The organism is Paenibacillus sp. JZ16, from assembly GCF_015326965.1.
Classification (GTDB): Bacteria; Bacillota; Bacilli; order Paenibacillales; family Paenibacillaceae; genus Paenibacillus_AQ.
In genome coordinates, this window is record NZ_CP017659.1 from 5,059,547 (window position 1) to 5,074,185 (window position 14,639).

A 14,639-nucleotide genomic window follows, 5' to 3' on the forward strand; every position below is an offset into this window, starting at 1 on the left:
TATTATATATAATAACACTTCCCTATTACTGGATTATATTATTTTCAATTCACTAAAATAAGCTGATAATACAGTTATATTTCTGTATTTCTTCAATTGTAAACGCTTTTCCTATAATATATCAGATTTGTTATATTAAATAACATTAAATAGAATAAATCTAACAAATACATATTTATATGTTATTTTATATAACATAAAGGGAGAGTGCCATAATGAAACCAAAGTCAAAACGTCCTTTAGCGGTCTGGAGTACCGCTGCATTCACCGCTTTTGTTATTTCTGTATCACCTGTTGGAACCTATGCGGCACATGCTGCAACGGTGACGGAAGTGAAAGGAACGGTTATTACGGCTACGCCTGTACAGGCTCCTGCAACGCCGGGAAGGAATACGACGGTACCTCCGCTATCGGAAGCTTCCAAACAATCGACGAGGCCGAACGTGTTGGTCATTGCTACCGGCGGCACTTTGGCAGGGCAATCGACGGATGCCACCAGCTTTCAATCCTACCGGGCGGGTACGTTGAAGATTGAGGACATGGTCGGTGAGCTTCCCAATACGGACAAGATTGCGGATATCAGCACGCTCCAGTTCGGCAATTCGGGATCAAGCGCGTATACAATGGCGGATCTGTATGATTTGTCCCGGACGGTGGACCATGCGCTTAAGGTCTATGACAGTGTCGTTGTAACGACGGGGACGGATACGATGGAAGAGATTGCGTACTTCCTTGATCTGACGGTACAAAGCGACAAGCCTGTAGTCATTACCGGCTCCATGCGGCCTTGGACGGTGATCGGTTCCGATGCGCAGGCGAATCTGTACAATGCCATCAAACTGGCTGGAAGCGGCCGCACGGAATCCTTCGGCACGGTGCTAATGCTGAATGATACGATTCATCTGGCGCGCGGCGTAACCAAGACGAATGACTACCGTACCGACACGTTTGAGACGCCTATGCTGGGAGCGGTCGGATATATCGATGATGAGAATATTCGGATATACCGTGCCCCCCTCCGTGCGATGAAGGCGGAAGGTGAAGGCAAACCGGTATTTGATCTGAGCAGAATCGCAAAAGAGGACCTGGCGAAGGTTGAAATTGCAATCTCTTATCAGGAAGCCGGCGGTGGTGCCATTAAAGGCTTTGTGGCAGACGGAGCTAAAGGCATCGTCACTTCCGGCACCGGCGCAGGCGGCATCTCGAGAGAGATGAGCGCGGCCCGCAAGGAAGCCATCGAGAAGGGGGTGGTTTTCGTAACAACGACCCGTACAGGCTCCGGCAGCGTATACGGCGGAGGTGAAGGCATCATTTCAGGCGACAATCTGAGTCCTCAACAAGCCCGCGTACTGCTGCTGCTCTCCCTGTCCTTTACGGATGATTTCAATACCATTAAGGGTTGGTTCGCAACCTACGGAACACCTGAAGTGTAATCTCAGACTCAGTCATTTTTTTAGCTGCTCATTATTCCTACTGAACCATGTAATTCCTTCCACCAATTATATTGCCGCCAGGGTTGCCTGGCGGTCTTTTTTTGACGGTGTATATTTCGTCTAATCAAAGAACCATCCCCATATAAGCTGCTCATAGAGCAAGTTCACACGGGGATGGTTTTTTAATTTCGTTTATTTTTCGATATGCTCCACAAACCAGCGGATAATATGACTTAAGCGTTTCACCCGCAGATGCGGGTGGCCGCTTCGGGACAAGTTGTGATCGGCACCAGGGAAACGGATGAACTGAGCTTCCCGGCCAAGTCGCTTCAAGGCAATAAACAGCTGTTCTCCCTGTTCGATCGGGCAGCGGAGATCCTGTTCTCCGTGAAGGATGAGAAGCGGCGTATGGATGTCCTTCACGTAAGCGAGCGGGGAATGTTTCCACAGCTTCTCCAGATCGTCCCATGGATTGCCCCAGATCTGATCCTGCGTAAAGGTGTAGCCGATATCGCTGACGCCGTAGAAGGAGATCCAGTTCGATATCGAGCGCTGGGTTACCGCTGCCTGGAACCGGTCGGTATGACCGACGATCCAGTTGGTCATGAAGCCGCCGTAGCTGCCGCCGGTTACGCCAAGTCGGGAGGCATCGACATAGGTATAGGTATCCAGAACATAATCGACAGCTTCCATCAGATCCTGGTAATCCCGTCCACCGTAATCTCCCCTAACGGTATTAACGTGTACTTGACCGTATCCGTGGCCACCCCGAGGGTTGGTGTAGAATACCGCATAACCGGCTGCAGCCAGCAGCTGGAACTCGTGCATGAACGTATGCCCGTACATGGCTTGCGGACCGCCGTGAATTTCAAGCACGGCCGGAACTTTGGCGCCTTCCGTGAAGCCGGCAGGCTTCATGATCCACCCTTGAATCGGCCAGCCGTCCGACGTCCGGAACGTAAAGGACTCCGGCGTGCTTAACGTAAGCTCGCTCCACAGCTCCTCGTTGCAGTTCGTCAGACGTTTCTCCTCGTTCTTAGCGATAGAGAAGCTGAACAGATCACCGGGCTGCAGCGGGTCAGCCGCAGCAAACACTACGTTCTCCTCCGGTGTCAGAGCGAATTGGTACACTTCGCGTTCACCCGATACCACCAGCTCATAGGATGAACCGTCCAGGGCAAATCGTCCAATATGGACGCCGCCATCCTGGCTGAGCTGGATGTACACGGATTGGCCGTCCCTACTGAACAGCGGAGGCGTTCCGGCTCCGGCCCTCATGTCGCTAACCGCGGCGTGCCCCAGCTGAATATCCATGTCCGTGAAGAGCACGCGGGATTCTCCGCCGGAGAGCGGGATCAAGTGGATTTTGGTCAGCGTGGCAAAACCGCAGCTAAGATCGCTGGCAAGCACGAGCATATACTGCCCGTCCGGGGTGAACGCAATGGAGCCGATCGAGAGAGTTCCATCCGTCAATTCGGTTACGGATCCGCTGGCGAGGTCCATGACAAACACATCGTCCGTCAAACGAAGATCCGGATCCGGGAATTGCTCCGTGGCAAGGCTGCTGCTGTATGCGATGCGGGTGCCGTCCGGTGACCAGGTGAAGGCTTGTATATCAAAATCTCCTTCTGTAATTTGTGTGCATTCTTCCGTTGCCGGATTCACGAGGTATAGATGATGTCGACGTTCATTCCACAATCCGGGCCCATCGGCTTTATATTTAATGCGATTAATGATTTTTTCCTCGGGCAGCTTGTTTTTACCGTCTTTGTCTAGCTCCTCGCCTTCAGTAGTCTTCCCCGCGTCTGCCTCGCCTTTAACAAGCAGGCGTGTGCAGTCCGGTGACCATTTAAAGGCGCTGACTCCGTGCTTCAAGTCGGTAACCGGTCTTGCTTCCCCTCCGTTGGCAGGCATGATCCATATCTGTGGTTTATCGCCCTTTTTGCGCAAGAAAGCAAGCTCCGACCCGTCCGGGGACCAAGCGGGTGCGGCATCCGCTTCGCCCGACGTGAAGGGAACATCCTGGTCTCCTTCTGCAGGAAGCAATCGGATATGGGAACGGTAACCGTCGAACTTTTCGCTGACGGATTTATGTACATAAGCTATGGCTCCGCTAGCTGGAGATACGACAGGGTCATTCACCCAGTGCATCCGGTACAAATCCTCTGGCGTTATGAGTCGCTTATCAGTCATGAATCATCCTCCTAATCTTCTTGTATGAGTTAAACATCATTATCCCAGATAATGGCATGGAAATCTAGAAGAAAAATGAGAGGGGAGATGCGGACGTTTCGTACCCAATGCTAGTAAAATAGAGGGGGAATTACAATAATTATAGGGTGTAATACGGAGGTTGTTGAACTGAAAACAGCGAATTAATTTTCAACTGGTCAATTTAGGAGCGATACGGTGCGCTTTTTGTTATAATTGAGATAGACTCTCAATTAGGAGTATGTAAAATAAAACCAACTATATATAGCTCAGGAGGAAATCAGATATGAACGTAAGTGAAGCGATCCGAACGCGCCGCAGCCTTGGCAAGGTCAAGCCTGATGCCGTACCGCAGGAATGGATTGAACAAATCGTAGAAGCAGGTACCTGGGCGCCGAATCACAAGCTCACGGAGCCGTGGAAATTTTTTGTTATGCAAGGTGAGGGCCGTGATGTGCTCGGCAACGCGCTTGGTGACATTCAGGCGGCAGGCGGCGATGATACGAGTGAAGAGGCTGTAAATGCAGCACGCGAGTCGGGACGTACGAAGGCATACCGGGCTCCGGTTGTCATCGGTGTGGCGGTCGAACCGTCCACGGACCCCAAGGTGATTGAACTTGAAGAGTACGGAGCGGTATTTGCCGCCATTCAAAATATGCTTCTGCAAATTCATGAGCTTGGTCTGGGTGCCGTGTGGAGAACAGGCGAGCCGTGTTTCCATACGCTGATGAACCAAGCGTTCGGATTGAAGCCTGAAGATAAAATGCTGGGTTTCCTGTACATCGGATATCCGGATATGGAACCTAAGCAGGGGAAACGTCAACCGGCAGCGAACAAAACGGTATGGCTCAATAGTGCCGCAGACCTGTAGTTGATCTACCCTACGCCGCAATAATCCGGTATAATGAACCCTAAGTTTGCCTAAAGGGTGTTACGGCATCCGGGCGATTGACACTAGGGGAGTGTACGTGGATGAAATTTCGGTTCAAGCAGTGGGATCTGGGGAGCAAGTTGATTTTTATAGCCACCTGTTTAGCGATAGCTTCTTTCTTTTTTAAATGGCTGGATATCGGCGTGGCTGCAGAGAATGGTTTCTTGCAGGGCGGCGTGTTTTTCATCGTATGTTTCATCTATCCACTTTTGAAAGTGGTTCGCGAGAAGAAGATGAACAAGATCATAGCATACGCCTTTGCGCTGGTCGCTATTTTTTTGACAATGATGTACGTGTCATCCAAGACCGTAGATTTTTTTGGAGAGACGATAAGAGGGGCAGCGGCGGGGCCGTATCTGTTCTTGGCGTCATGCGGACTGCTGAGTTTCGGTATTTTTAGCCGCAAGTTCTAGTCTCGCTGCGCAGTCTTTTGCATAAGAGTGATAGGAATGAAGGGCTGAACCCGGAGGTGACATACCTCCGAGAGGGACGGCCCTTTTTCTATATGAGACGGATCACCTCTGGGTGAGCAGGACAAAGCCGCTGATGGACACCGCGTAAATGATTAACAGCACCACAGCGTACTTTTTGGCACGGATGTTCAAGTTGAAGGCGGCGGTGAGTCCGTTATTGATTAAATTACCGATGTATAGAATGAGTATGAGCGCGAGTGCGGTGATCGCACCGATGAGCGTAACGGTTTCCATAGGTTTGTGAATCCTCCTGTTTAAGCTGCTAATGTTGTATCAGATATAACCATTGTAACGGACGAAGTTTAAACCCCGGTTAAATGTAGTTAAAAAAATGAAGGCAGCCCTGGCAAGTGGTGTAACGTTGAGCGGGATACTGGGGTTTTGATATACTGGAGAAAGCGGCTTTACAACCGCTGCATTACATAATAGGAGGGATTTCAGAATGGCCAATCAAACTTTTACCGATGGACCTACTTTGAATGATGGCGTAAAAATGCCGTGGCTGGGTCTTGGCGTATGGAAGACCAAAGAAGGCGAAGAGGTTATTCAGTCCGTAAAATCAGCAATCGCTGCAGGGTACCGCAGCATTGATACTGCTGCCATCTACGGCAATGAAGAGGGCGTAGGGCAAGCCATTCGCGAATCCGGAGTTTCGCGGGACGAGCTGTTCATCACCACCAAAGTGTGGAACGATGACCAGGGGTATGAGAAGACGCTGCAAGCTTTTGAGACGAGCCGCAAGAAGCTCGGGCTGGATATCGTTGATTTGTATCTCGTGCACTGGCCGGGAAAAGATAAATACCTCGACACGTGGAAGGCATTGATTCACTTGCAAAAAGAAGGACTTGTTCGTTCCATCGGCGTCAGCAACTTCCAGATCCGCCACTTGCAGCATATCATCGAGGACACAGGTGTTGTACCGGTTGTGAACCAAGTCGAATTGCATCCGCTGCTCTCCCAGAAGGAGCTGCTGGGATTTGCACGCGAGAACCAGATCGTCCTGGAGGCGTGGAGTCCGTTGATGCAGGGCAATCTGGATCAACCGGTCCTCGCGCAGATTGCGGAGAAATACGGAAAAACCACGGCGCAAGTCATTCTGCGCTGGGATATTCAGAACGGCGTCATCGTCATTCCGAAATCGGTGAAGGAGCATCGCATCCGCGAAAATGCCGGCATCTTCGATTTCGAGCTTTCGGCGGAAGATATGGCAGCCATTGACGGCTTGAACCAAAACAAACGTTTTGGCTCCAATCCGGATGAATTCCTGTTCTAAATTTTGCATTTATATAAAAAGAGCGAGCCCAACCCGGAATGAGGGAAGTGCTCGCTCTTTTTGCGTCAATTATCAGGATGGAGAGGCCTCTTACAGTTACTGTTCTTTGGGTCCATCCTCCGGAAACAACGGTTCGCCGATCGTGCCGAGGTTTCCCTGCACTAGGTCTTCGTTCAATCTTTTTAACCAGTTCAGGTCGGTCTTGGCATGTTCGTACATCCCGATCATCAGGTGCTGGGTGCTGCGGGGTACGATATGCTGGTGTTCCACGTATAATTGATATGCCTGGTTCACCCGATGCTCTGCCTCCCGGATACGGGACTGCAAGATCGGGGCCAGAACGGCCGGATCCGCGTGTCGCGAGAAAGGCAGGGCAATATAGAGCGGGTGGTGTACGGGCTCGATGTCCCTGAATTTCTTGAGCAGCAGCTGCTCAAAAAGCTTGCGTCCGGCATCCGTGATCCGGTAGATGGTTTTGTCCGGGCGGCTATCGCTCTGTATGGTTTCCACTGCTTTGATATATCCGTCCTCGGCAAGCCGGTCTACCGCGTAATAAAGAGAGCCCATCTGCAGCTTCGTATACTGATCCATGCCGCGATCCTTCATTTTGATCCGGATCTCGTACGGATGATGGTCTCCTTCCAGCAGCAAGCCCAGGATGGCCAGCTTCATCGACATGCCATTAGGCTCCCTTGGCCTTGGCAGGTACGGTCACTCGTTCGTTGCCCATCATCAGCACGAACACGAGAGCCAGCACCGCAGGCACAAGCGCCCACAAGAACGTATTCGAAATGGAATCCGCCAAGGAGGCCGTGATCTGTTCACGTACGTTCGGCGGGAGCTGGCCCATCACTTCAGGTGAAAGCACAGCATCTGCATTTAACTCGGCACCGGCGGGCGCGTTTCCTCCGGCTTCCGCGAGTCGGCTGTTGAGGCCGTTGCGCTGGATAATCCCGAAGATCGTAATCCCCACCGTCATGCCGAAGGAGCGAAGGAAGGAGTTCGTTGATGTGGCTGCGCCGCGCTGTCTGGCATCAAAGTTATGGATGGAGGCCATGCTGAGCGTGGAGAACGAAAATCCGACGCCAAAGCCGGTCAGGATCATGAAAACCGTCAACAGGTAGCGCGGCGTATCCGGGCTTATCGTGCTCAGGCAGAAAATGCCTGCAATAAAGCACAAGACGGACAGAATCATGATGTTTCTAAACGAAGTCCGGGTCGTCAGCATACCGCCGCCCTGGCTGCCGACTACACTGCCGAGCATCATCGGCATTAGAATGAGGCCCGAATTGGTTGCTGATCCACCGTACACTCCGCTAACAAAGATCGGGATGTAGATCGTTGCCACGATGAAGGTTGCTCCATAGAACAAGGCAACGATATTGCTGGAGGCAAACAGCCGTTTACGAAACATTTGAAACGAAATAATGGGTTCGGCTGCCCGGGTCTCTGCCAATAGAAACACAATAAACAGAGCAATGAATCCCCCGAACAAGCCCAGAATTTGCGGTGAATCCCATGCATAGGTTTGCCCGCCCAGTTCCAGACCGAACATCAGGCAGATGATCGCGCCAACAAGCGTTGCAGCCCCCGTCCAGTCAATCTTTTGTTTGGCATGGGAACGGGACTCCTTGTAGGAAGTCATGATGAAGATAAAGGATACGATACCGATCGGCACGTTGACATAGAATATCCATTCCCAGCCGATGCTGTCGGTAATAAAAGCGCCCAGCAGCGGTCCCATAATGCTGGAGGTGCCGAATACGGCACCGAGCAAACCCGTCATTTTACCGCGCTTCTCCGGCGGGAACAGGTCAAACACGATGGTAAACGCAATCGGCATAAGAGCACCGCCGCCGATTCCTTGAATCGCCCGGTAAATAATAAGCTCTGTCATGTTGTTCGCCATCCCGCAAAGAGCGGAACCGATCAGAAAGACAACCAACCCGAATATAAAGAACCGCTTCCGTCCATACATATCGGATAACTTACCGAAGATCGGTGTACCGGCCATAACGGCAACCATGTAGATCGAGGTTACCCAGACGACTTGGTCGAAGCCCTGAAGATCGCGGATAATCGTCGATAAGGCAGTGGCTACAATCGTGTTATCGATGGCGGCCATGAAGATGCCGAGCAGCAGACCGGCCACGACCAATTTGATGTTGCTTTGTTGTGCATTCATGTTAAGGATACTCCTTTTCCATATTCAACTATGTACATATTATTCAAATTTGAATAATTCGGTGGTTATATTGTAGCCGGATTAACAGATGTTGGCAAGATGTTTAATGGCACGGCCTTTCTCTACATTCTGCACAAGAAAAAACAAGGCCAACCCTGATTTACGGGATGACCTTGCGATAATAAGGAGTCAGCTGCCGGAATACTTTCGCGTTAAGACGCGCTGCCAGCTGTGCCAGTTAGGACCTAGCAGTTCATCTGCGGCGATTTGGGATCCAGCTGCATGAATTCGATCCGGTTGCCGTCCGGGTCCCTGGCCCAGCACTGCCAGTTGAAGTCTTTTCCTTGAACCGGCTCGGCGTCCAGCTTCACGCCCTGATTGCGGAGATGCTCCGCGATGTGCTCGATGTCTTCCACCTCAAGGCAGAGATGGGAGAATCCGACGGGCCGATTTACATGCTCCGGTTTATTTTGCCCGCCGTAAAACAACTCGATAAATTGTCCCTCGCATACCTTAATGTACTCGATCCACGGCTCACCCTGGTTGTTAGGGATATCAAAAGCACGGGTGAAACCAAGCACATCGCAGTAAAAATGCAGGGACTTCTCCATATCGGCTACGTCAAACGCCAGATGGGCAATTCCTTTAATCATGACGGCATTCCTCCTCGGTATGTATCAAAGCATGAGATAAGATGATTTCTTAAGTCCATTGTAACGCATTCTGTATACGCTTCCATATTTATATGTAAAATCGGGAAATTAAAACAATGGAGAGAAAAGGACCGACCTGATACGTTCGCTGAAGAACGATAGGGGTCAGTCCTTTTTGTATATTGGATAGCGTCTTATAAGCATATGAATGAATGATGTCATTGTTTGCGGTAATTCCAGTAACTAGCTCCTTAACGCCTAATGTGCACCGGAACCTCTTTGCGCCCCTGTTTCATGGGCGACTGGCATAGAGGACAGGCCTTGCTCTCCCGATTCCGTGTGCCTGCAGGGATTCTTGCGTTGACCCGCTGCCAGCCTTTGCAATTGGCGCTGGTGCATAACCACACGTCGACGATCTCTGTCCCGGCGGATGCAGCCTGATGCTGTGGGCTCGGAGCGGAGCCCGAATCTGAACCGATACGTTGGCTCCTCTGACTGGTTGTGCTCACCGTTGTCCGCCCAGCAGAAGAGGGCAGGGAAGAGCGCTTGGTTGAGGTTGAGGTCTCTATGCGGATCGTGCGTTTAGCCGTAAAGGATGTACGGGGCGTTGACCCGCCGACCTTGTTTGGTATACGGTTGCCTTGTTTGCTCTGCTCGTCCGTGACGAACACATCGCGGAAGAAGCGGGAAACCTCCGCTTTACGTCCCCGGTAAAAGCCAGGCGAACTGACAATCAATTCATCCCGTGCCCTGGTGATAGCGACATAAGCTAATCTGCGCTCCTCTTCCAGTGCATCCAGCGCCTTATCCTCCTTGTCCGACAGCGGACGCTGATCGTCCCTGCGCTCGGCGTCTAAAGCGGACGTATGCGGGAGAATGCCCTCGCTCGCCCCGATCAGGCATACCGAGGGAAACTCCAGCCCTTTGGATTTATGGATCGTCATTAAGCGGACGGCATCGGCCTGCTCGTCCCGTTTCATGGCCGCCATTTCCTTATGAATGACGATCAGCCGATCGACAAATTCAACGAACTCAGCGATATCGCCAAAACGCTTCGCCGAGGCCTCCAATTCATCCAGGCCTTCCTGTATGAATTCCTTATGGAGGGTGATCTCCTGACGTTCGTCTGCCTCCAGAAACTTGTCGTAGAATTGCCGCCTCATTTCCTGTACGGCTTGAAGGGGCTCCATCGCCTTTAATCCCTTTATGAGCTTAGTGCGATCTCTAATATTCTCGATCTGGAAGTCCTTCAGGCCGGGAAAGGATAGAAGATGCGATAGAGGCCCCTTCTTGGGACGCGGAGCATCCTGCTGCCGGATGAACGCCATCCCTTTGTCCCGGTTCATGTACAGCGTATGAAGCATGCCCTCCATCGCCGTGAAATTGCGCCGGTCCAGCGACAGCCGCAGATGGTCCATGAGCGGTTTGACAATCCACTGCTCGTAGAACAGATCCCCGTTCTCGTAATGAATGAACGGAATTTCCCTCATCACGAGCTGTTCGAAAATCGCCCGGCTGTTGTTTGCGGTTCGGTATAGAATCGCATGATCGCGGTACTGTTTTCCGTGCTCCCGGACCTGTTCGGTAATATGGGTCAGCAGTAGCTCCGCTTCTTGGTCGGGATCACCTGGACGAAGATACAGCGGTACGCTGCTGCTCTTGCGGGTAGAGCGCAGCTGCTTGGGACGGCGGCGTTCATTGACACGGATAATTTCATTTCCCAGCCCGACGATCGACGAGAGGGATCGATAGTTGATATCCAGCGTCACCACCTTGGCCCCGGGAAACGTCTGGTCGAATTCCAGAATGAATTCGTTACGCGCGCCATTGAAGCCGTATATGGTCTGATCATCGTCACCGACAACCATCAGGTTGCGATGCGGGGCGACCATCTTCTTCAGCAGCTCATAGGGCAGCAGCCCGGTATCTTGAAACTCGTCGACCATCACATAACGGTACCGCCTTTGAAGGGAAGCCAGCAATCCGGGATCCTGCGACAGCAGACGGTAGGACAAAACCAGAATATCATCGAAATCCATCTGGCCGTGTTCTTCCTTCCACGCCTCATAACGGGCGAAAATTTGCCTTTGCTCGACTTCCGCAGGTGTTTTGACAGGCAGCTCGTCAAGACCGGTCATACTCATTCGATGGGCAGACCAGAGGGATAGCAGTGTCTCGGCTTCGTAGCTGTCCTGCAAGCCCATTTCTCGCAGGATGCGCTTCATAATAAATTGCTGATGCCTGGAGTTGCTCAGGATTTCCTGCCTGTAGCCGCGGGTTCGCAACAAGTATAGGAAGAAGGAATGGAAGGTTCTTGCCGTTACTTTGGCGGTTTCGCTAGCCCGTAACCCGGGAAGCGCCATGATGCGTTCCTTCATCTCGGCTGCCGCTTTGGATGAGAAGGTGACAAGCAGGATGGAAGACGGATCGATCTTCTTGGCCGCTATGAGGTAGCCTGTCCGGCTGACCAGCACGGAGGTCTTCCCGGAGCCGGCGCCTGCAAGCGTAAGCAGCGGTCCTTGCGTATGTCGTACAGCTTGGATTTGGGCGCGGTTCAGCAGCAGCCCTTGTGATTCCAAGCCGCGAAAAAAAGCCGCATCCGGGGCGTCATCGCGGATCAGGTCCTGGCTGTTCTCGAAGGAAGCCAGCTTGGCAAACGGAATATCCTGACGCTCACCGCCGTACGGGCGTTTATAGAAGGGTATGGATGTCATGAATTTCACCAATCATTTCGTATTTCGATTATCGTCCTACCAGTTTACCGGATTCTCGGAAGTCTGGCAAAGCGCAGGATATGGATGAGAGACGTGAGGCGGGTGCTTGATAGACTGATCACGTTACCCCATTTCATTTAATAGTATAGTTTTGGATTGACCATATAACAGTTACACTAAGTTGCTTGCTGAATGTAGTAGCCTATATTCTATTCCATCGATTTCATAAGTTAGTTCCGGAAGAAACACCTTGGTAATTATATTTAACGTGTTTTGGTCTATCTCGTTGTATCTAATCTCTGGAATAAAAATGATAAGCGCAAGAATAGAATCCAATAAATCTAAAATAGGTTGCATATACTTCTCTCCATTGCTTGATGTTCTAACCTTATCCAAAATCAAATAAAAGGATTCGCTCGCTAAAGAAATCGGTGGGGCATCCTCGTTTCTTTTAAAATCTCTGAAATGTAGCAATAGTTCATCATTTGTATGCGATTTTATAGTTATATATAAAACCTTGTTGTTCAAATTAAAGCTGGCTTCGGCACCAGCATCTATAACTTTGAATTTTCGAATAAGGCTTTCTCTTGATTGATAGATACGATTTATGAACATAGCATTCTCCTTTCAATTCTAAATCCTTATTAATCTCGAGATCCTTTATTCGTATAGAGACCGTCTCACTAAATATATCTGGAAAGCATCTGGCAGCACAACGCGGATCATTCATGACCTAAATCATTTATATGAATAACAAAATCCCGGACTCGAATGTAGGAAGTCCGGGAGATTTGTTACCCCTATGTGATATTGTACATCGTGCGTAATGCTCCATGTGGCACGGTGTGTAAACCGGGGCAGGCTTGGCTGGCTGGCTGGCTGGCTGGGCACCTTTATTCAATGTCAGCACGCATTTAGAAGCAGACGAAATTCGCTAAAAGATCATCACTCGGTCCAATTCCACAACCGCACTTCCCCGACCCGCAGGTTATGCACCCAGGATACCTCGCGCAGGGTCAGCAGTTCCTTGACGGGCCCGGTTATGACAGCGCCATAGAGACGAACGCCGTTTTGTTCCACATAAGCTAAGGAAGCGTCCACGTCTACGAACGGAGCCACCCGATTCGCAATGAGCTCGTACTCCTGCAGAAGCCGCAGCGACTTGATGAAGTGTTCATTCCGCAGTTCCCCGTCCCCGTAGGTGTCTATAGAAGGGTAATGTCCGCCGCTGGACACGATTTTGCCGAACCAGCCGCGTTTTTCTTCCTGATAAGAGGTTACCGTCAAATCGTCATGATGCCAGACGGGATAAGATGGGAAGCCGACAGGATCGGTGATGACTCCATCATGATCGCCGAATCGGTCATTCGGCCCGGTATCCACGGCAAACCAGACAGGCTCCATGTTCCGGTTCTCGAACTGCTTCAGCAGCTCGTCGGTCGAGAAGAAGCGGTTAAACGATACATAAGCCTCGGCCACGGTACCCTCGGGGAGCTTTGAAAGCCTGGACCAGTCACCGCTCTTGGTGGAGGAGGGTCTGGTGTTCTGTTCTTTTGACTGTTCCTGGGGAGCTCCGTCTTGGTCGACTGAAGACGCCTTCGCTGGGCTGTCCGGTCGGTAGAAAACCCGTGATGGACTACTGCGTTCGTTCCAATCCATGTTGACGGACGGCAGCCCGAACAGGAAGTTCACGGTATATTCGCCGACGGTCACGCGTTCTTTCCCCACTTTCTTGTCTATATCCCCGTACACCTCCTGCATAAAGAAGACTTTGCCCTGACTGCTTAGTGGAACCTCGATGTTAGGTTGGGAGATCGAGATAGCGGAGGCGATGGCATCCTGGTATTTATCGTTTCGGCTCGGGTCGCCGACACCGTAGAATAACGCTGTACCAATTGAGCTAAGGACCGTTATAGCCAGAATTGCCGATATTACTGTCAGCGCATTCGAGATTCGGGCTTTCCATTTGCCCCTGCGAACGATTCGCTTTTCTTTCTTGGGCGAGAGGCCGGTCTGATCGTCAGCTCGCATATGCATAGCGCTATTAGAATTAGAGCTTGTGTTATCCATCATCTCGTTCAAGTAAGTCTGGTATTCCTCCAGCTTCTCCATTTCCCGCTCAATTTCGATTTTTTCCTCGTCACTCAAATTGCCATCTGCATAATCCTTCAGCCGCTGTTTAAATTCTTCGCTCATAACATTCCATCCTTTCGTTTCATTTCCCGCAGCCGCTGCCTGGCCCGAAATAACGTGATTTTGATATGGGATAAGGTGATGCCCATAATATCCGCCGCCTCCTGGTATGTGAATTGATGAAAGTCCACCAGAAGCATCGCTTGCCGCTGCTTTTCCGGAATATCGGTTAACATTTGCCCAATTTCTCTTTGGGCTTCTTGCTGGAGCAGGATGTCCTCCGGGGTATGGCGGTCGATTAGTTGATCGAAAAAAACAGAATCCCTCACGATGCTGCGGCTGGCCTTCCGCTGATAATCCACATAAGCGTTATGGGCGACTCGAAATAACCATGGCTTGATTCGTTCTTCCTTCCAATCCTCAAGGAACAGGTAAGCGCGATAGAAGGTTTCCTGTACCAGGTCTTCCGCCGTATGGTGATCATAAGAGAGGGAGTACAAGTAACGATAAACGTCCTTTACGTAATATTGATAAACCGATTCAAGACTGTTCAGTTTCATGTCCTCCCCTCTAAGTAAACACACGTTTAACCAGGGCAAAAAGTTACACTTTCGGCAATAAAGTAATGAAGCT

The 14,639-nt window shown here is 50.8% G+C and carries 13 protein-coding genes; 4 read left to right on the forward strand and 9 right to left on the reverse strand.

Translation table 11 applies throughout. From position 1 onward, the window contains the following. The first annotated feature begins 215 nt into the window (after positions 1-215). On the forward strand, positions 216-1,433 hold the full coding sequence (locus BJP58_RS22780; protein ID WP_442953936.1) for an asparaginase: 1,218 nt from the start codon (positions 216-218) through the stop codon (positions 1,431-1,433). 192 nt (positions 1,434-1,625) lie between these two features. Here BJP58_RS22780 and BJP58_RS22785 read toward each other — a convergent pair whose 3' ends face one another. Further along, positions 1,626-3,626, reverse strand: coding sequence for a S9 family peptidase (locus BJP58_RS22785; protein WP_194540684.1), 2,001 nt, complete (start codon positions 3,624-3,626; stop codon positions 1,626-1,628). Positions 3,627-3,930: 304 nt separating this feature from the next. Here BJP58_RS22785 and BJP58_RS22790 point away from each other — a divergent pair, with 304 nt between their 5' ends. Together BJP58_RS22790 and BJP58_RS22795 are read left to right on the forward strand one after the other, a co-directional pair. After that, entirely contained in the window at positions 3,931-4,515 is a 585-nt protein-coding gene (locus tag BJP58_RS22790) for a nitroreductase family protein (RefSeq protein ID WP_071222219.1), read from the forward strand. A 101-nt stretch (positions 4,516-4,616) separates the two neighbouring features. After that, entirely contained in the window at positions 4,617-4,988 is a 372-nt protein-coding gene (locus tag BJP58_RS22795; RefSeq protein ID WP_194540685.1) for a hypothetical protein, read from the forward strand. 102 nt (positions 4,989-5,090) lie between these two features. Here BJP58_RS22795 and BJP58_RS22800 read toward each other — a convergent pair whose 3' ends face one another. Continuing rightward, positions 5,091-5,282 carry a hypothetical protein gene (locus tag BJP58_RS22800; RefSeq protein WP_194540686.1) on the reverse strand — a complete coding sequence of 64 codons (192 nt, stop codon included), beginning with the start codon at positions 5,280-5,282 and terminating at the stop codon, positions 5,091-5,093. A 208-nt stretch (positions 5,283-5,490) separates the two neighbouring features. Here BJP58_RS22800 and BJP58_RS22805 point away from each other — a divergent pair, with 208 nt between their 5' ends. Continuing rightward, positions 5,491-6,321, forward strand: coding sequence for an aldo/keto reductase (locus tag BJP58_RS22805; RefSeq protein ID WP_071222216.1), 831 nt, complete (start codon positions 5,491-5,493; stop codon positions 6,319-6,321). A gap of 96 nt (positions 6,322-6,417) precedes the next feature. On the opposite strand, the gene BJP58_RS22810 is transcribed toward BJP58_RS22805, so the two are convergent. From BJP58_RS22810 to BJP58_RS22840, 7 genes are all read right to left on the reverse strand, one after another. Beyond that, positions 6,418-6,999, reverse strand: coding sequence for a PadR family transcriptional regulator (locus BJP58_RS22810; protein ID WP_194540687.1), 582 nt, complete (start codon positions 6,997-6,999; stop codon positions 6,418-6,420). Positions 7,000-7,003: 4 nt separating this feature from the next. Beyond that, positions 7,004-8,506 (reverse strand): MDR family MFS transporter, encoded by a 1,503-nt coding sequence (locus tag BJP58_RS22815; RefSeq protein WP_071222214.1) that lies wholly within the window; start codon positions 8,504-8,506, stop codon positions 7,004-7,006. 245 nt (positions 8,507-8,751) lie between these two features. Beyond that, positions 8,752-9,159: a VOC family protein gene (locus BJP58_RS22820; RefSeq protein WP_194540688.1), complete on the reverse strand. Its 408-nt coding sequence runs from the start codon at positions 9,157-9,159 to the stop codon at positions 8,752-8,754. Between the two features lie 251 nt (positions 9,160-9,410). Next, positions 9,411-11,873 carry a UvrD-helicase domain-containing protein gene (locus tag BJP58_RS22825; protein ID WP_194540689.1) on the reverse strand — a complete coding sequence of 821 codons (2,463 nt, stop codon included), beginning with the start codon at positions 11,871-11,873 and terminating at the stop codon, positions 9,411-9,413. Between the two features lie 171 nt (positions 11,874-12,044). Next, complete coding sequence (locus BJP58_RS22830) at positions 12,045-12,488, reverse strand: hypothetical protein (protein WP_194540690.1); 444 nt, start codon at positions 12,486-12,488, stop codon at positions 12,045-12,047. Positions 12,489-12,818: 330 nt separating this feature from the next. After that, the gene (locus BJP58_RS22835) at positions 12,819-14,069 is read right to left on the reverse strand and encodes an anti-sigma factor (protein WP_194540691.1); all 1,251 of its coding nucleotides are present in this window, start codon (positions 14,067-14,069) and stop codon (positions 12,819-12,821) included. Continuing rightward, entirely contained in the window at positions 14,066-14,566 is a 501-nt protein-coding gene (locus tag BJP58_RS22840) for a sigma-70 family RNA polymerase sigma factor (RefSeq protein ID WP_194540692.1), read from the reverse strand. The genes BJP58_RS22835 and BJP58_RS22840 overlap by 4 nt, the downstream gene beginning before the upstream one ends. Positions 14,567-14,639: the final 73 nt, after the last annotated feature.

Bases quoted from the DNA above. Each gene is read 5' to 3' on its own strand.
- BJP58_RS22835 (WP_194540691.1), bottom strand. From the start codon at position 14,069: ATGAGCGAAGAATTTAAACAGCGGCTGAAGGATTATGCAGATGGCAAT.
- BJP58_RS22815 (WP_071222214.1), bottom strand. From the start codon at position 8,506: ATGAATGCACAACAAAGCAACATCAAATTGGTCGTGGCCGGTCTGCTG.
- BJP58_RS22790 (WP_071222219.1), top strand. From the start codon at position 3,931: ATGAACGTAAGTGAAGCGATCCGAACGCGCCGCAGCCTTGGCAAGGTC.
- BJP58_RS22780 (WP_442953936.1), top strand. From the start codon at position 216: ATGAAACCAAAGTCAAAACGTCCTTTAGCGGTCTGGAGTACCGCTGCA.
- BJP58_RS22785 (WP_194540684.1), bottom strand. From the start codon at position 3,626: ATGACTGATAAGCGACTCATAACGCCAGAGGATTTGTACCGGATGCAC.
- BJP58_RS22800 (WP_194540686.1), bottom strand. From the start codon at position 5,282: ATGGAAACCGTTACGCTCATCGGTGCGATCACCGCACTCGCGCTCATA.
- BJP58_RS22820 (WP_194540688.1), bottom strand. From the start codon at position 9,159: ATGATTAAAGGAATTGCCCATCTGGCGTTTGACGTAGCCGATATGGAG.
- BJP58_RS22795 (WP_194540685.1), top strand. From the start codon at position 4,617: ATGAAATTTCGGTTCAAGCAGTGGGATCTGGGGAGCAAGTTGATTTTT.
- BJP58_RS22810 (WP_194540687.1), bottom strand. From the start codon at position 6,999: ATGTCGATGAAGCTGGCCATCCTGGGCTTGCTGCTGGAAGGAGACCAT.
- BJP58_RS22830 (WP_194540690.1), bottom strand. From the start codon at position 12,488: ATGTTCATAAATCGTATCTATCAATCAAGAGAAAGCCTTATTCGAAAA.
- BJP58_RS22805 (WP_071222216.1), top strand. From the start codon at position 5,491: ATGGCCAATCAAACTTTTACCGATGGACCTACTTTGAATGATGGCGTA.
- BJP58_RS22825 (WP_194540689.1), bottom strand. From the start codon at position 11,873: ATGACATCCATACCCTTCTATAAACGCCCGTACGGCGGTGAGCGTCAG.
- BJP58_RS22840 (WP_194540692.1), bottom strand. From the start codon at position 14,566: ATGAAACTGAACAGTCTTGAATCGGTTTATCAATATTACGTAAAGGAC.